The sequence below is a fragment of the Brevibacterium jeotgali genome (assembly GCF_900169175.1).
GTDB classification, from domain to species: Bacteria; Actinomycetota; Actinomycetes; order Actinomycetales; family Brevibacteriaceae; genus Brevibacterium; species Brevibacterium jeotgali.
Genome location: NZ_FXZM01000014.1, coordinates 66,677 through 83,988, shown reverse-complemented (window position 1 = coordinate 83,988; position 17,312 = coordinate 66,677). Strand labels below are relative to the sequence as shown.

The window sequence follows — 17,312 nt, the reverse complement described above, 5'->3', positions numbered from 1 at the left end:
GCGGGCTGATGGTGAGACCGTGAAGAGTGACCCGCTGCCGTACGGCGCCGAGGTGACTCTGGCCGAGGTCGAGCCCGTCGAGATCGAGGGCGGTACGTGGGTGGACCTCGCGTTCAGCACGGACACGCTGACGATCGGTGACGGAACGACGGTCGACGTTCTGCTGACCAACACGAATGAGCTGGGCGCGGGTCACTTCTCCGTGGTCAAGGCTCTGGACGGTTCCGGAGCGGACCTGGTGAACTCGACCACTGAGTTCACGGTCGAGTACTCCTACCCGGCCGGCAACGGCTTCGAGGCCGGCAGTGGCGAGCTCACAGTGAAGGCGGACGGCACGGCCGCCACCAGCAGTGCTCTGCCCTACGGTGCAGAGCTGACGCTGACGGAGGCTGCTCCGGCCTCGGTCGAAGGTGGCGAGTGGACCGGGCACGCGTTCAGCGCGGACACGGTGACGATCGGTGAAAGCACCACCGTCGAGGTGACGCTGACGAACACGATCGATGCCGACGAGGTGCCGCCGGCTGAGCCGGGCGACGACGGTGGACAGGACAAGCCGGGCGACGAAGGTGCGCCTGACGGCGGTGACCCGCTGCCGCGTACCGGTATGTCCCCGTGGAGCGCGGTGGGTGCGGGACTCGCCCTGATCGCACTGGGCACGGGCGTGTACCTGTACACGGTCCGCAGGCGTCGCGCCTGACTCCAACCGCCGCCGGTCACACTATGACCGGCGGCGGTGAGCCGGACACCGGCTCTCCGGAGAGATGAATGCATCGTGCCGGTCTGCAGTACGCAGGCCGGCACGATGCATTCATCGGCTCAGCCGCCCGTCCGTCGTCCGGGCCCCGTCGCACGCGGCGAGCCTGCCGTGCGTGCTGTCAGTGCTTGAAATGGACGAAGAGCCTGCCGTGGTTCTTGCTGTCCTTCTCCACGCGGTGATAGCGCGCCTTCACGTCTTTGCGGTCGAGGAAGCGGAGGACCCGCTTCTTCAGCTGTCCACTGCCCTTGCCGGGAATGATCTCGACGGTCTTCGTCTTCGTGCGCTCCGCTTCGTCGAGGATGTCGCTCAGGGCTCGATCGATGTCCGTGCCCTTGTTGAAGATGTCGTGCAGGTCGAGCTTGAGGCGCATGTCTCCAGGGTAGACGGAGGGGCGCGGAAGGTCGCGGTTCATCCGTCCGTCGCCTTCCGGACACTCCCTGTGTCCGTGTCTGGGAATACAGTGGACGACGGCAGTGAGAACACTCAGCATCGGTGCTGAGTCTGAGCATCGATGCACTCGAGGAGAACCGCATGATTCGTCCGACCGTCCCCGCCGCGCTGGCAGCCGCGGCACTCGTGGTGGGGCCAGCGGCCTCGGCCACGGCGATGCCGGCACCGCAGGCGCTGTCCATGTCCGTCCTTGCGACGACCGACGTCCACGGCCACGCCCTCAACTGGGACTACTTCACCAATGCCCCGTACCCGGCCGGTGAGGAACTGGGACTGGACCGGGCGAAGACCGTCGTCGACGGGATTCGGCAGGAGAAGGGAGAGGAATCGGTCCTCCTGTTCGACAACGGCGACTCCATCCAGGGGAACCCGCTCACCTCCTACTTCTCTGCGACGGAGCCGGTGACGGAGTCGGGCCGCGACCACCCGATGGCGGTCGCGAACAACCTCATGGGCTACGACGCCCAGGTGGTGGGCAACCACGAGTACAACTACGGCCTCGGCATGCTCGACTACTACGAAGAGCAGGCCGACTTCCCGGTCATCGCTGCGAACGCGATCGACACCGCGAGCGGGGAGCCGTACAGCGATCCCACGACCATGATCGAACGTGAGATCGACGGGGAGACCGTCACCGTGGGCGTCGTCGGGCTGACGACGCCCGGCTCCCGGATCTGGGACAAGAAGCATCTGGACGGGGCCGTCGAGTTCGAGGACATGGTCACCTCCGCTCAGGAATACGCCCCGCAGCTCAAGGAGGACGGAGCGGACGTGGTCGTCGCGCTGGCCCACGGCGGCAAGGATCCGCAGGGGCAGGAGTGGGATCCGTCGCAGCTGCAGGAGAACGTCTCGCGCACCATCGCGGAGCAGGTGCCGGAGATCGACGTACTGGTCGCCGGACACTCCCACCTCGATGAGCCCTCCGAGGTCGTCACGCAGTCAGACGGCACGCAGGCGCTCATCACCCAGCCCGACTACTGGGCCCGGTCCGTGTCCGAGGTCGAACTCACTCTCGTACCGGACGAGGACGGCGACGGATTGGCGGTCGACTGGGACGAGGCCGCCGCGCCGTCGGTCACCCCGCACTACCTGCAGGGCGACGTCGCAGAGAGCCAGGAGATGGCCGACGCTCTCTCGACCCATCACGACGAGACGGTCGACTACGTCAACCAGACCATCGCGCAGGCCTCGGAGACGATGAGCACGGAGACCTCGCGCTACGAGGACACCGCGATCCTCGACTTCATCGGCCACGTCATGACGGAGAAGACCCAGGAGGGCCTGGCCGGTACTCAGTACGAGGACCTGCCCGTGCTCGCCCAGACCTCGCCCTTCAGCCGCGATGCGGTCTTCAGCGAAGGCGACGTGACGGTCCGCGACGTCGCCGCTCTCTACGTCTTCGACAACACCCTGTCCGGGGTGCAGGTGAACGGGGCAGAGCTCAAGGACTACCTCGAGCACGCCGCCAGGTTCTACGACCAGGTCGAGGAGGGAGCGGACTTCGATCCGGAGGAGATCTCCAACAGCTACGACGAGGCCGACGGCCGGGACATCCCCGACTACGCCTACGACGCGCTGACCGGGGTCGACTACGACATCAACATCTCCAAGCCGTTGGGCGAGCGCATCGAGAACATCCGCATGGCCGACGGCACGGAGGTTGCCGCTGACGACGAGTTCGTGCTCGCGATCAACAACTACCGCCAGTCCGGCGGCAGCGGATACCCGGTGGACGGCCTCGACGAGGTCTACAACGAGCAGGTCGCGATCCGTGAGGCGTTGATCGACTGGGCCGTCGAGAAGCAGGTCATCGATCCGGACGACTTCCACCGGGAGAACTGGCTGCTCACCAGCGAGTCGATCGACCGCTCCGAGCCGGAGCCCACGGATGACCCGACAGACGGACCCTCGGGAGAGCCGACCGATGAGCCTTCGGATCAGCCGTCCGACGACCCCACGGATCAGCCGTCCGATGAGCCCAGCGAGGACCCGAGCGACCGGCCAGAGGACGGGGACGAGGGCGACGACGGGCGTGACGATGCAGGTCGCGACGACGACAGCCGCCTGCCGCGGACCGGTGCGGAATTCGTCGGTGCGATCGGTGCGGCCATCGCGCTGGCCGGGCTCGGCACCGCAGCAGTGATCGCCAGCCGCAGGCGTCGCTGAGCACGGAGGGGAACTGCCGCGGACCATGCGGGGGTGACGACGCGGGGCGCCGTTGCCGGCGGTCTTCGCTAGGCTCCGGCGCATGAGCGTCGACGTCATCGTCAACCCCGTGCACCCGAAGGGCCTGCACGCGTGTGAGCGCGTGCAGGCCCTCTGTGCACACAGGGGTCTGCCGGTGCGGGTGCGTCCGACGTCGATCGCGCGCCCGCACGGCGTTCCCGATCCCGAGGCCGCGCTCACCGTGGTCATCGGCGGCGATGGCACGCTGCGCGAAGTCGCCGGCGCGCTGGTGGGCGCCCCGGGCTGGCGGGGCGCGCTGCTGCCTGTGCCGACGGGAACGGCAGACCTCTTCGCCCTCAACGTCGGCATCCGGCGCACCGCTGACGGACTGAGGCTGCTGGACGATGTGCTGCGGGACGCAGATGCTGCCCCCTGCGTCATCCGCTGCGATCTCGGGTGGGCATCTCTCGAACGCGCAGGTGGAGGCGCCTCGGCGGAGCAGCCGTTCCTCGTCACGGCGGGCATCGGCCACAGCGGAGGCGCACTCCTGCGCACTCCCGGGTGGGCGAAGGATGCAGGCGGAGCCGCCGGGTATGGGATCGGTGCGCTGACCCGACTGGCAGCGCGGCCACTCCCGGTCACGGTCAGCGCGGGGGAGGGGACGGATCGTACGGACCGGGACCTCGGCGTGTGGGCCGTGGAGTTCGGCAACATCTCGCGCATCCCGTACGGGATCACAGTGTTCCCCCACGGGGGTCCGCAGACCGGTGCTCTCGCCGGGCTGACGGTCGCTCCGGGTCCTCGCACCGTTCCCTCGTGGGGGCGGATATTCCATGCGGGGTTCTTCGGGGGACATGAGCGCGTCGACGACCTCGGCCTCCTGAGTGTGACCAGTGCGAGCGTGCGGAGTGTCCGGCCGCTGCCGGTCCACCTCGACGGGGAGGCGGCCGGTCTGGTCACGACGCTGCGGGTGCGGATCGCTCCGGGGGCCATCCCTGTCGTCGTGCCCGACCAGTCACTGCACGACCTCTCCTAGACTGGTGGAAGAGGAGAGGATACTCATGTCAGGACTGGTGGCAGCACACGGACCATTCGACCCCCGCATGGGGCTGCGGATGCTGGAGAGGCTCACGCACCGCGGGCCTGACGGCACCGGACATCAGCAGCTCGACGGAGCCTGGCTCGGCAGCAGATTCCTGTCGATCGTCGACCCGGAATCCGGCGACCAGCCGGTCGTCGGCGGCACGGAACGCGACGTCTGGGTGGTCGGCGACGGGATGATCCACAACTATCGCCGCATCCGCGACCGGGTGGGGCCGGAACGGTTCCGGACGGAATCGGACCTGGAAGTCGCCGCGATCCTCTTCGAAGACATGGGCCCGCCCGCCTTCGAACGACTGTGGGGACCCTTCGCCCTGGCCGTCGCAGACGCTGCCGGACGCTTCGCCGCAGGGCGGGACATCCTCGGTCTGGCGCCCATGTACTGGGTACGGAAGGACGACCGCGTTCTGTTCGCCTCGGAGATGACTGCCTTCGACAGAGACCTGCGACCGCTCATCGAACCGTTCCCGCCGGGGCACGTCTGGACACCAGAGGCAGGGCTGGAGCCGATTCGCGAGTTCCCCGGCACCACTCCCGTGCTGCTCCAGAGCCGAGCCCCCTATGAAGACCCGCCGGAGTGGGTGTTCGACGCAGTGCGCGAATCACTGATCCGGGCAGTGGAACGGTGCATGACCGGTCGCAACCCCGCGGGCGTCCTGCTGTCCGGAGGCGTCGACTCCAGCATCATCACCGCGATCGCGGCGCGCCGTGCAGCGCAGCAGGGGCGGACGCTCACGACGTTCGCTGTGGGGCTGGAGGACAGCGGCGACCTGCTGGCGGCCCGCCTGGTCGCAGAGCACTGCGGGGCCGAGCACCGGGAGCTCACATACACCGCTGAGGATGCGATCGACGTGGTGCCGCGCGTCGTGGCGAAGCTGGAATCCTTCGACCCGACCCTCGTGCATTCCGCTGTCCCGAACTTCTTCGTGTCACGGCTGGCGGCGCGGCATTCGAAGGTGGTGCTGGTGGGGGAGGGGGCGGACGAACTGTTCGCCGGCTACACCCACTACGGAGCGATCACAGAGGGTGACGCGCTGCACTCCGAACTGCTGGAGACGCTCAAGGGCATGCACATCGGCGGACTGCAGCGAGTCGACCGGGTGGCGGGCTCGCTGGGAGTCGAACCCCGACTTCCCTTCCTCGACCTCGACGTCGTCGAACTGGCGATGGCGCTGCCGCCGGAGTGGAAGCTGGTCGCAGACGGGCGCCCCGCCAAATGGCTGCTGCGTCGCGCGTTCGACGGCTGGCTGCCGGACGAGGTCCTGTGGCGGCGCAAAGAGCAGTTCGGGGAGGGCACCGGTATGAACGACGTGCTGCGCGACCACTTCGATGCCACTGTGACGGACGCCGAACTGGCCGCCGAGGCCGGTGTCGTGGACCCGCCCCTGCGCACGCGGGAGGAGCTCGCGTACTACCGGATGTTCGCCTCGGCGCTGGAGGGCGTGGACGCGCAGGCGACCGTCGGCAGGTTCGCAGAGGCGTGACAGGCGGCACCCGGCCCGGCACGACGACGGCCCGGCACCCTCGACGCGAGGGTGCCGGGCCGGTCTGCGCGCCAGGCTGTTCAGCGCGCGGGGCTGTTCAGCGGGCGGGGCTGTGCGGCCAGCTCAGCCGCCGATCAGCTCGTTCTCCTCGAGCCAGTCCTGAGCGACGTCCTCGGGCATCTCGCCATCGGTGTCGACCCGACCGTTGAGCTCCATCATGAGGTCGTCCGTCAGCTTCTCGGAGATCGGTGCCATGATCTCTGCGATCTCCGGATGCTCGTCCAGCGTCTCCTGGCGCAGCGTCATCGCGCCCAGGTACTCGACGAAGAAGCCCTCATCATCCTCGAGCACGACCATGTCGTTCGCCGCGATCCGCGCATCGGTGGAGAACACCTCACCGAACTCGCACGCGTCGCCCACCTGCGGGTAGATGAGGTTGAGGTCCAGCTCCACGACGTCTGCGTACTCGAAGCCGTACGCGTCCTCCATGCCGGGCAGGCCGTCGTCGCGGTTGATGAACTCGCTGGCCGCGCAGATCCGTGCCTGGTCGGGGTTCTCCTCGATGAACTCCGCCGAATCCGACATCGTCGTGATGCCGTTCTCGTTCGCGAAGTCCTCCTTCACCGCGATCCGGTACGTGTTCTCGAACTGTGCCGGGTCCAGCCACGCGATGCCATTCGCCTCGTCATCCTCGGACACCGCGGCGAAGAGGTCGTCGGGCACGTCCTCCGTCGTATTGCCCAGGATGTTCACCCAGCCGGTGCCGGTGTACTCCCAGTAGAAGTCGACCTCGCCGGACTCCAGGGCCTCGCGGACCGTCGCGCTGCCGGAGATGCCCGTCTGGTCCGTGATGGAGGCCCCGGCGTCTTCGAGCGCGAGCGCTGTGATCTGCGAGAGCACGACCGATTCGGTGAACTCCTTCGAGCCGGAGATGAGCTCCACTCCCTCCAGGAGGCCCTCATTGGGGCTCTCCTCCGCACCTCCTCCACCGCAGGCGCTCAGGAGGAGTGCAGTGGCTGCGGACAGTCCGACCGCTGCGCTGAGCTTGGATTTCGTGAACATGGTGGTTCCTCCCCGAAATGGTGGTTGCGCCTCAGAGGCCCTTGGGCCGCAGCAGGTCTTCTGCGATGCCTGCGATGTAGTCCACGAGCAGGGCGAGCACCGCGGTGAGTGCGGCACCGATCAGCTGGACCAGGATGCGGTTGGTGGACAGGCCGGCGACGATGATGTCGCCCAGCCCGCCCGCGTCGATGTAGGTGACGAGGGTCGCGGTGCCCACGTTGATGACCAGTGCGGTGCGCACACCGGCGAGGATCACCGGCACGGCCAGCGGAACCTCGAGCTTCGTGAGCACCTGCCAGCGCGAGAACCCCATGCCGCGGCCTGCTTCCATGACGTTCTCGTCGACCTGCTCGAGACCGACCATGGTGTTGAGCAGCACCGGGATGATCGCGTACAGCACCAGACCCACGATCGCGGCCTGGAAGCCGAGGAACAGGAACGCGACCGCCAGCAGCACGAGGATCGCGATGGTGGGAACGGCCTGCAGGACGGTGAGGACGCCGATGATGTACGGGCGGATCACGCGCGTGAAGGACCGGGTCAGCAGGACTCCCAGCGGTACGGATATCACGAGCGTCACCAGCGTGGACACCGCTGTGAGCATCACGTGTCCCTGCAGCGCGGTGAGGATCGTGCGCGCGTTGAGCGAGCGGGCCTCGATCGAGTCGAGCTCGCGGCTCTGCACGTACAGGAACATGCCCAGGCACACGAGTCCCAGGATGAGCGGCATCGTGAGGTAGCCCGGCCACGAACGACGAGGCGGGGCGCTCTGGGTCTGGACGACCTCGGCGTCGGTGGTGCTGGCAGCAGTGGCCGGGGCACTCATGACGGTCCCTCCTGCGAACTGTCGTGAGCGGCGAACTCTGAGCGCGCCTCCGCGACTGCGGTGCTGCGCATCGAGCGGATCGCCTCGTTGAGCTGATCGAAGTCGATGACGCCCAGGTAGCGACCCTGCTCGTCGACCACGACGGTGACCGCGTAGCGCGCTGCGACGAGCTCGTTGAGTGCGTCACTGAGCGTGGCGCGGGGTTCGACCACGGCCTGCGGGGCGGATCCGATCTGATCGAGGGAGCGGCCGTCGATGCGCCGCAGGTCGTCGGCGGTCACCCACCTCACCGGCCGACCGTCGGTGTCCAGGACGAGGACGGCGCTGTACTCCGAGCTCGACAGCGTGCTGTGAGCGGTCTCTGCCGAATCCGCGGTGGTCACGGTGTCCCAGGTGCCCAGCTCGATGTCGCGCACGCGAGACAAGTTGAGGCGTTTGAGGGAGGCGCCTGCTCCGATGAAGTCCTTCACGAAGTCGTTCGCCGGTGCCGTGAGGATGCGTTCCGGCGTGTCGTACTGTGCGATCCGGGACCCCTCCTGCAGGATCGCGATGCGGTCGCCCATCTTGATGGCCTCGTCGATGTCGTGGGTGACGAAGACGATCGTCTTCCGCACCTCAGACTGGAGGCGCAGGAACTCGTTCTGGAGGCGGTCGCGGGTGATGGGATCGATCGCTCCGAACGGCTCGTCCATGAGCATGACCTCGGGATCCGCGCCCAGTGCGCGGGCCACTCCGACGCGCTGCTGCTGACCTCCGGACAGCTGCTTGGGGTACCGGCCGCGGTACTCGGCAGGGTCCATGTTCACCATGGTGAGGAGTTCGTCGACCCGTGCGCTGACCCGCTTCGCGTCCCATCCCAGCAGTTTGGGCACCGTGGCGACGTTCTCGCCGATCGTCATGTGCGGGAACAGACCCGTCTGCTGGATGACGTACCCGATCCGGCGACGCAGGTGGTCGGGATTCTTGGAGGTGACGTCCTCACCGTTCAGGATGATGCGGCCCGACGAGGGTTCGATGATCCGGTTGATCATCTTCATCGTCGTCGTCTTGCCGCAGCCGGAGGGGCCCACGAGCACGACGATCTCGCCTTCGAGGATGTCCAGGGTGAGGGATTCGACTGCGCTGCGGGACTGCCCGGGGAACCGCTTGGTGAGCTCCTCGAGGCGGATCATGACGGATGCGTCCGCGTGTCCGGAAGCGGCGTTCGGTGTGTGGCTCATCGGATACCTCGAGACGTGGTGAGACGCTTGGCGGTGTAGAAGGCGAGATCGAAGACCACGGCCAGGATCATGACGCCCACGGCGCCGGCCAGCACCATGTTGACGGCGACGGGAGTGCCCACCCGGGCCAGACCGGTGAAGATCAGCTCGCCGTAGCCGGGCCCGTTGACGATCGCTCCGATCGCCGCGATGCCCAGGAGGACGAGGGTGGTGACGCGGACGCCGGTGATGATGACCGGCCAGGCGAGCGGCAGCTCGATCCGCAGAAGGAGCTGGCGTCGACTCAGGCCCATGCCCTTGGCGGATTCGACGACGGCGGGATCGACGCCACGCAGCCCTGTGATCGTGTTCCGCACGACAGGCATGAGTCCGTAGAGGACCAGTGCGAACAGAACGGGCTTCCACCCCAGCCCCAGGGGGCCCAGCAGCAGGATGAAGAGTGCGAACGACGGGATCGTGAGGAACGACCCGGTGATCGCGAGCACGGTCTCACGAGCGCGTTCGCTCTGATAGGTGAGCACTCCCAGTGCCACGCCGATCAGCGTGGATATGAGGACTGCGCCTCCCACCACTGCGGCGTGTGCGAGTCCCAGCTCGAGCATGTCGTCCGCGCGTCGGATGAGGAACTCCCCGAAATTCATGGTTCTGCCTCCTCAGCGCGATTGTGCGGTCCGGAGGCACCCGGATGGACTCGCGGTGCCCGGACGAGTGTGGTGCTTCACCACCACTGTAGTTGAGCAGACTCTCACTGTCGTCAGAGGCGACACTCAGCAAGGTGGATTGAGGGCGGTCGACCCTGTGCTGCCGCCCCCGTGCGGCCAGGTCGTGTCCCAGCCGAGTCACGCCATCCGGATCAGTACCGCAGGCGGACCGCGGTCTCCCGCAGATAGCGGTCGACCAGCATGTACGCATCGCGTGTGAGTGCCCGCCACAGGCCCACGGCCAGGGGTGGATCGTCCTTCTCGAGGCGCTCCAGGGCCTCGGGCGTCAGCACCATGAGTTCGACGGGGCCGTCTGCCTTCTCGGTCACCTCCTGGCGGTCCTCGCTGCCCAGGGACAGTTCGCCGAACGTCATCCCTGCACTCAGCGTGTTCAGTCGGACGCGGCTGCCGCTGGGGTCGGTCCCGACCGTGTTGACCCGGCCGGAGACGATGAAGTGCACGCCGCCGAACCGCTGTCCCACGCGGCGGATGATGTCGCCGTCCTCGTGTGCACGCGGCTCCATGTAGGTGACGAGCCGGGAGCGCTGAGCAGTGTCCAGGGGAGAGATGGCGGGACTCTCGAGCACCGGCACGCGGGTGCGTTCGGCGACAGCGTCCCCGTGCTCGACGAGCAGGAGGTCCTCGCAGTACTCGACCGCACTGCCGCGGCCGGAGAAGATCGGCACTCCGTCCTCTCCGTCGAGAGGAGTGCCCTCGAGCAGGCCACCACCCTCGATGACGACCAACCTGCGGCGATCCGCGAGCAGGCGTCGTCGGAGGTCCTCCAGCATCCGCACCGCCAAGTCACTGACCTCGAAGACCTGACGCATGTCCAGGACGACGATGGTCACGTGGGCGTCGAGTCCGCTCACCGCGCGCACCAGGGATTCCGTGGCGGCGAAGTGGAGGTCGCCGGTGACTGCGATGATCCGACAGGCGTCGTCGAACTGCTCGAGGACGGAGGCCTCCTCCTCCGTCCGGCGGATCCGGGAGGGCAGCTCCGTGATGCTCACGCCCCGACGGACTGCGGACCCGCCGCTGCGTGCCGCCCGCACGAAGTGCATCTCCATGTCGCGTGACAGGCGCCGGCAGGTCTCTACACCCCGCACGCTGCTCCCGTGGCGATCCAGAGGCGGTGAGTAGACCGCCAGTCCGGCCTGTCCCGGCAGCACGGCGAGCGTCCCGCCGCCCACCCCGGATTTCGCGGGCATCCCCACGCTGCTGGCCCAGGAGCCCGCGTCGTCGTACATCCCCGAGGTCATCATCACCGACAGCACGCGTTCGACGCTCTCGATGTCGATCACGTCCTCTCCGGTGACGGGGTTGGTCCCGCCGGTCGACAGCGTCGCGGCCATGACCGCGAGGTCGCGGCACGTGACCTGCATGGAGCACTGCCGCAGGTAGTTCTTGAGGGCGCGGGTGGGGTCGTCGTCGATGATCCCGAAAGAGCTGAGCAGGTACGCGAGCGCGTGGTTGCGATCGCTGTTGCGGATCTCGACGTCGTAGACCGACTGGTCCACAGACAGCCTGCGGCCGGCCAGTCGCGAGTAGAAGTCGACGATCCGTCGCGGTGCGGACTTCCCTCCGCCGCCCTTGAGCATCGCCACGACGGCCAGGGCACCGGCATTGATCATCGCGTTGGCGGGTCGGCCCGAATCCGGCGACAGGGAGATCTCGTTGAACGGGTCTCCGGAGGGCTCGAGGTCGACCTTCTCGTCCACCGCGTCCAAGCCGTGGTCGGCCAGCGCGAGAGCGTAGGAGAAGGGCTTGGAGATCGAATGGATGGAGAACTCCGTGTCCGCTGCCGCCCCTGCTGTGTAGACGTGACCGTCCACGGTGGCGAGGCAGATCCCGAAGGCGTCCGGGTCGGGGTCGCGTCCGGGCGGGTGCACGGAATAGGGTCTGCCGTCGGTGATGCGGCTGACGTCCTGCAGGAGGTCGTCGAGGTGGCGCTGGATGGGGGACTCCATGGCCTCAGCGTAGAGCGCTTCGACGCTGAAACCCGATCCTGTGGGACGTACGCTGAGCAGTATGAGCGAGTCATCGAGCACACGCGGCATGAGCGGGTCCCCTGGCGCCCGTGACGGCGTGGCAGAGGAGCGGTCGGCGGCTCAGCCGCATGACGTCGCTGTGGGACTGGGTCAGCTCATCGAGGGACATCTGCGGAGTGCCGGCCGCGGCCTCGAACTGTGCGGGTCGACATACCCGGCGTGGCACTGGGCAGACGTCGATGCGGCGCTGGACGGGCTCGACGAGGGCCAGACCGTATGCGGTGCTGACCCTGGCCGCCGCGGCGGTCTGGCGGAGCTCCTCGCGGACCGTTCTGAGGTGTGCCGGCCGGGCCCGGTGCAGCGTTCGGCATTCCCCGTGGGACCCGACGAGGTCCGCTGGGTCGCGACGAACGCGCTGCGCCTGGTCCGGGTGGGCGGGGACCCCGTCGTCGTCCTCGCGTACGGCACGCACGATCGTGCCGCGCACGGCGGCGCGTCCCGCGGCGAATTCTGGGGCGCGTGGAGCGGCGAAATCGGCGACGCGGCCCGCAGCGGAATCTCGGACGGCAGCGCCGCCCACCACGTGCCCCGCGGCGAGCCAGGCGTGCGAGTCGACGTGCTCGCAGAAGACCCGGCAGCTGCGCGTTCCGTGCTCGGGCGCATCGACGCCGCAGTCGCCGCGGACTCATCGTTGCGCGGCCGCGTCGTCAGCTTCCGCACCCCGCACACCGACCCCGCGCCGCACACCGCCCGGCCGTCGCGTCCGAGCGCGGCGGCCTTCCCTCTCCCGCACCCCGCGATCGACGTCCACGAACGCCCCGGCCTGCACGCGGACGATGTCGTCCTGCCCACCGGCTGCCTGTCCCGGGTGGAAGCAGCCGTGCTCGGAGTCTCGCGCCGCGCCGCCGAGCTGCGGGCGGCCGGTCAGCACCTGCCGCGCGTCGTCCTCCTCCACGGTCCTCCCGACTCAGGCAAGACCCACACGGTCCGGTACCTCCTGTCGCAGTCGCCGGACACCACCGCGTTCATCCTGCCGAGCGCGGTCCTGCGCGACATGACTGCGGGCGACCTGCAGCAGGGACGCCCCGCGGGCCTCATCCGTGAGGTGCTGGCGACCGCTCGGCGGCTCACCCCCGCGATCGTCGTGCTGGAGGACGTCGATCTGATCGACGTCGGCGACCCTGCGGTCCTGGACGCGCTCGACGAACTGCAGGACGACGAGGACGCGGACCTCACCGTCATCCTCACGACACACCGCATGGGGGCGATCGAGCAGGCGCTCGCGCTCCGCCCCGGTCTCATCGATGTGGCGCTCGAGATTCCCCTGCCCGATGTGGATCGGCGGGAGCGGCTGTTCGCACGGTCGGCTCGGGCGCTGCCCGTCAGCTCCACAGGTGTGCGAACCGCCGCCGAGGCCGCGGTCGCCACCCCCGGATCCTTTCCCCGGCAGGCGGTCCGGAGAGCGGTGATCGACGCCCTGTCAGCGGACACCGAGGTCGATGCCGCGCACCTCGTGTCAGCTGTCCGCGCACTTATGGCGGAACGCGCACGCATGGCGGACGGCGGACGCATGGCGGAGCGCGCGCCCATCGCGGACGGCACACCCGTGGCGGAGCGCGCTGAGCCCCGCGCTGCGACGAGCCAGGTGACTGCCGGAGACCACCGATCGTCCATCAAGGGCACAGTCGTCAGTGAGCCAGGAGCCGCAGGATCGGGACTCCGCGAGTTGAGCGAGCACGGCCTCGGCGACGGGGAGGGGTTCGATGACGATGGCGATGGCCTCGACGACGGCCTCGGCGGTGGGGAAGGGCTCGGTGACGACGGCCTCGGCGGCAGCGATGGTCTCGACCCTGGTGGTCATGATGTCGAGGTGATCGACGATCTCGATGACGGGCTGTCGGGCGAGGACCTCCTGGACCTCGAGCTGGATGATGAGCACTGAGCACGTACATGGCGGAGCCGGATCCGGGAGCAGACGTGCGTGTGGACGTCGTGGTCATCGGGATGGGGCAGGCGGGGCTTTCCGCGGCCCATCACCTGCAGCGGCGCGGATATGAGATCGGCGAGCGGATGCTGCTGCTCGACGCGAACCCAGGGCCCGGGGGTGCATGGCAGCATCGCTGGCCCAGTCTCACGCTGAAGACCGCGAATGGGGTGAACGATCTGCCGGGATGGGGACTCGACGACGCGATCGACGTCGACGAGGAGATCCCCGCAGCGCAGACGGTGCCGGAGTACTACCGCGCGTACGAGGAGCGGTTCGGGCTGCGGGTGGACCGCCCAGTGGTCGTCGACCGCGTCGAGCAGCCCGAGGGCGTGGGCAGCGATTTCGTCGTTGCGGTGAGTGGTGAGGGCACTGCGGGGCTCGGCGGGTCGATTGCTGGGGCTGGCGCGGGGCAGGCGGGCAGAGCACCGGTCACGCGCACGATCAGGGCGCGCGCGATCGTCAACGCGACGGGAACATGGGACCGGCCGCGCATCCCGTACTACCCGGGGATCGGGAGCTTTGCGGGCAGGCAGCTGCACACGCGCGACTACACACGGGCCGAGGACTTCGCCGGCGAGCGGGTGCTTGTCGTGGGTGCCGGGATCTCCGCGGTGCAGCATCTCGCGGAGCTGGCGCCCGTTGCCCAGACGCACTGGGTGTCGCGGACGCGGCCGGATATCAGGAACGCCGCATTCACTCCGGAGGTGGGTGCGGGCGTGGTGGCGCGCGTGGACGAGCGTGTGCGGCAGGGGCTGCCACCGGCTTCCGTCGTGTCGAACACGGGCCTGCCGGTCAGTGCGGTCGAGACCGGAATGCTGCCGCAGTGCCATCCGATGTTCGACCGGCTCGACGAGCACGGTGCTGTGTGGGATGCGCTGTCCCTGCGGTCGTGGGGGAGCGCGCCGGAGGCTCGACGGATCGATGTCGACGTGGTCCTCTGGGCCACGGGGTTCCTGCACCGGCTCGATCACCTGGCCCCGTTGGGGCTGAGGACGGAGGACGGCGGTCTGCTGGTCGACGGTCGCGCAACCACGCGCGCGGTCCGGAACCACGGCGTGCACCTGCCGGGATACGGGCCCAGCGCCTCGACGATCGGCGCGAACCGTGCGGGGCGGTGGGTGGCCCGCGAAGTGGAGGAGTACCTGGGCTCGCTGGACGGGCCGGACGGGCTTGACGGGCCGGATGGGTGAGGAGCGCTCACCCTGCCCCTTCCACCCCACCACGTGCCTTTCCGCACCTACCAACTTTCATCAGACCGCATAGGAAAGAAGTCGTGCGGTCTGATGAAACTTGGTGTCTCGCGGGATCACAGTCGCGCGGCACCACAGTCTCGCGGCACCACGGTCGCGCGGCACCACGGTCGCGAGGCACCACGGTCTCGCGGTGTCGGTGATCGGCCGCGTCCTCACGATGACGCGTGTGCGACGGCATGAGGGTGTGCGTGCCGTCAGCCATGAGAGTTCAGTCGTCAGCTGTGGGCCATCAGCACGCGATGTGCGCTTCGCGAAGTCGAGTGCGCAGCCGTGAGCTGTCCCAGAGGTCTGCCCACACCAGTCTCACGACGCGATAGCCCATGCGGCGGAGGGCATCTTCCCGCTTCTTCTCGCGGAACAGAGGATTGTCCTCGACGGCGGCGTCGACCAGGTGGTGGCCCGCGTACTTGACGGCGCCGTCGACCTCGATCACGACAGGTGTGCTGTCGGAGGCCTCCACGAGGAAATCGACCCGTCCGATGGCGGTGTTCTCGCTGTCGCGGATGACCACCTGCTGGCGTACGTCCGAGAGCCCGTGCTCCTTCAGGCGGTGAAGGGCGAGGGACTCGCTGACGCTCTCCGCCAGCCCTGTGGCGCTCGCGAGTGCGGCCCGAGCGCGACTCACCCCGCGGAGCCCACTGCATTCCTCGATCGCTTCCGTCAGCCGGTCGCGCATACCCAGTCTGCCGTCGTGGCCACGACGTCCAGCGGCATCGGCCAACAGCCAGTCGCACGCGACGAGACCGTCGAGCGCGGTACCGATGCGTGCAAGGTCGATCGCGGTCCGCGGCGCCGACGTCACGGGAACCCCTTGCCATCGCGCGCGCTGGGTCGCATCGAGTGCGGCCTGTCGCCGGACCACCCACCGCGACGTGTAGGCCCGGCGCGTGTTCCACACCTCAACTCGAACGGGAGCCCCCGGTGCACCCAGGCTCAGACGGGCGTCGAATTCTCTGCCGGTCGCGTCTGCTCGGGTGCGCTTCGTCCGCCGGGGAGGAAGCCTGTGCGAGAGCGGGATTCCGTGGATGATCGCAGCGGACGTCCCGCCGATGACATCGTCCGGTCGGTAGAACCGGTAGGAGTCCAGCACACTCAGGTGCTCCAGTCTCCGGAGACGCTCTGAGCCCGCGACGGACTTCCGCTGCGTGAGTGATGAGCGGAGCTCGAGTACTGATGGGTCCTCGATCGCGACGTGGAAGTCTTCGTGGTGGTCACAGCGTCGCGTCACCGTGAAGATTCCGCGGCTGAGGCGTGTGAGGCAGCACGACTGAGCAGCGACGAGGGTCGTACGGGGTATGCCAGCCAGCGCGCACTCACGGGCTGTGATGACGTTGTACATGAGCATCATCGTGGATGGACACGGTCTGCGTCGGCATCCGTCAGAGCCGACCTGTGGATGGGCGGACGGTATCCACACGCTCAGTGTGCGCGAGGAGGGTCGCTTTCACGCCCTCCGGTGTGCCTCCCTCCGATGCGCTCTTACGCACTCACCCCTGATGCACCACCGCCTCCGGCCTGACACTGACGAACCGACCAGCTTTCGTCAGTCCGCAGGGGAAAGAAGCTGTGTGGACTGACGAAAGGTGGTGCTGACGGCGGGGCCAAGACGGGTGGGGAGGGGTTCAGCCACGCTGGGTCGGGCCGTCCCGACCGTCGCATCAACGGTTCGCCCCGACTTCCGTTCCAAGTCCTGCCTCTCGGGCGCGCAGCGGCGGTACGCTGGTCGTATGACGACGAACCCCGATCCGCGCGAAGCCCAGAGCACTGGGGACCAGGTCACCGGGAACCTGAGCGACAGCCTTCCGGCCGAACTCCTCGAGCCCGACGCCGGGCAGTCCGTGGGCGGTGCCGACCCCGCTGCCGACCCCGCATCCGCACCGGCTCCCGCACCGGCTTCCGCCCAGGAAGCGCCCACCCGCGCGAGCGGCACGAAGGCCCGCGATGCCCAGGCAGCCGAGGCGAAGGGCGGCATGTCCGGTGGCGTGTGGGTGTCGCTGATCCTCGGCGCCGTCATCACCGTGATGCTGCTGGTCTTCATCATCCAGAACAACACCGCAGCGCAGTTCCAGTACTTCGGATGGACCTTCTCGCTCCCACTGGGCGTCGCGATGCTGCTCGCCGCGATCGCGGGCGTACTGGTCGCCGGCATCGTCGGCAGCGTGCGCATCTTCGTCCTCAGCCGCAGGCTCAAGAAGGTGCAGAAGGCGATCGGCGGCTGACCGCTCGCTCGCCACGTCACGGGCCGTCCGCATATGCGGGCGGCCCTTCGTCGTCCACACACGAGTGCGGCACCTCGTCTGCTGCTGACTCCTCT

14 protein-coding genes are annotated in these 17,312 nt (G+C 68.3%); 7 read left to right on the top strand and 7 right to left on the bottom strand.

The features are described 5' to 3' along the window. On the top strand, positions 1-697 hold a 697-nt coding region (locus BJEO58_RS13045; protein ID WP_219617115.1), incomplete at its 5' end, for a DUF5979 domain-containing protein. Between the two features lie 178 nt (positions 698-875). Here the strand turns inward: BJEO58_RS13045 and BJEO58_RS13040 are convergent. Further along, entirely contained in the window at positions 876-1,127 is a 252-nt protein-coding gene (locus tag BJEO58_RS13040; RefSeq protein ID WP_101589917.1) for a Smr/MutS family protein, read from the bottom strand. 161 nt (positions 1,128-1,288) lie between these two features. Between BJEO58_RS13040 and BJEO58_RS13035 the strand changes: the two genes are divergently transcribed. The 3 genes from BJEO58_RS13035 (at position 1,289) to BJEO58_RS13025 (ending at position 5,958) form a co-directional block, all read left to right on the top strand. Beyond that, positions 1,289-3,373, top strand: coding sequence for a 5'-nucleotidase C-terminal domain-containing protein (locus BJEO58_RS13035; protein WP_101589916.1), 2,085 nt, complete (start codon positions 1,289-1,291; stop codon positions 3,371-3,373). Between the two features lie 82 nt (positions 3,374-3,455). Next, positions 3,456-4,409, top strand: a complete 954-nt coding sequence (locus BJEO58_RS13030) for a diacylglycerol/lipid kinase family protein (RefSeq protein ID WP_101589906.1) — start codon at positions 3,456-3,458, stop codon at positions 4,407-4,409. Between the two features lie 25 nt (positions 4,410-4,434). After that, a complete protein-coding gene (locus BJEO58_RS13025) occupies positions 4,435-5,958 on the top strand; it encodes an asparagine synthase-related protein (protein ID WP_101589905.1) in 1,524 nt (507 codons plus the stop codon). Positions 5,959-6,081: 123 nt separating this feature from the next. Here BJEO58_RS13025 and BJEO58_RS13020 read toward each other — a convergent pair whose 3' ends face one another. The 5 genes from BJEO58_RS13020 to glsA all read right to left on the bottom strand — a co-directional run bounded on the left by BJEO58_RS13020 (position 6,082) and on the right by glsA (position 11,737). Beyond that, a complete protein-coding gene (locus tag BJEO58_RS13020) occupies positions 6,082-7,020 on the bottom strand; it encodes a glycine betaine ABC transporter substrate-binding protein (RefSeq protein WP_101589904.1) in 939 nt (312 codons plus the stop codon). A 31-nt stretch (positions 7,021-7,051) separates the two neighbouring features. After that, positions 7,052-7,846, bottom strand: coding sequence for an ABC transporter permease (locus BJEO58_RS13015; RefSeq protein ID WP_101589903.1), 795 nt, complete (start codon positions 7,844-7,846; stop codon positions 7,052-7,054). Next, the gene (locus BJEO58_RS13010; protein ID WP_219617114.1) at positions 7,843-9,066 is read right to left on the bottom strand and encodes a betaine/proline/choline family ABC transporter ATP-binding protein; all 1,224 of its coding nucleotides are present in this window, start codon (positions 9,064-9,066) and stop codon (positions 7,843-7,845) included. The genes BJEO58_RS13015 and BJEO58_RS13010 overlap by 4 nt, the downstream gene beginning before the upstream one ends. Continuing rightward, on the bottom strand, positions 9,063-9,707 hold the full coding sequence (locus BJEO58_RS13005; protein ID WP_101589902.1) for an ABC transporter permease: 645 nt from the start codon (positions 9,705-9,707) through the stop codon (positions 9,063-9,065). The genes BJEO58_RS13010 and BJEO58_RS13005 overlap by 4 nt, the downstream gene beginning before the upstream one ends. Before the next feature lie 212 nt (positions 9,708-9,919). Next, the gene (glsA, locus tag BJEO58_RS13000) at positions 9,920-11,737 is read right to left on the bottom strand and encodes a glutaminase A (RefSeq protein WP_101589914.1); all 1,818 of its coding nucleotides are present in this window, start codon (positions 11,735-11,737) and stop codon (positions 9,920-9,922) included. 61 nt (positions 11,738-11,798) lie between these two features. On the opposite strand from glsA, the gene BJEO58_RS12995 reads away from it, so the two are divergent. Together BJEO58_RS12995 and BJEO58_RS12990 are read left to right on the top strand one after the other, a co-directional pair. Next, a complete protein-coding gene (locus tag BJEO58_RS12995; RefSeq protein WP_144573858.1) occupies positions 11,799-13,700 on the top strand; it encodes an AAA family ATPase in 1,902 nt (633 codons plus the stop codon). 8 nt (positions 13,701-13,708) lie between these two features. After that, the gene (locus BJEO58_RS12990) at positions 13,709-14,935 is read left to right on the top strand and encodes an FAD-dependent oxidoreductase (protein WP_101589900.1); all 1,227 of its coding nucleotides are present in this window, start codon (positions 13,709-13,711) and stop codon (positions 14,933-14,935) included. A gap of 292 nt (positions 14,936-15,227) precedes the next feature. Here BJEO58_RS12990 and BJEO58_RS12985 read toward each other — a convergent pair whose 3' ends face one another. Then, positions 15,228-16,226: a putative endonuclease domain-containing protein gene (locus BJEO58_RS12985; protein WP_144573857.1), complete on the bottom strand. Its 999-nt coding sequence runs from the start codon at positions 16,224-16,226 to the stop codon at positions 15,228-15,230. Between the two features lie 499 nt (positions 16,227-16,725). On the opposite strand from BJEO58_RS12985, the gene BJEO58_RS12980 reads away from it, so the two are divergent. After that, positions 16,726-17,217, top strand: coding sequence for a LapA family protein (locus BJEO58_RS12980; RefSeq protein ID WP_101589898.1), 492 nt, complete (start codon positions 16,726-16,728; stop codon positions 17,215-17,217). The last annotated feature ends 95 nt before the right edge of the window (positions 17,218-17,312 follow it).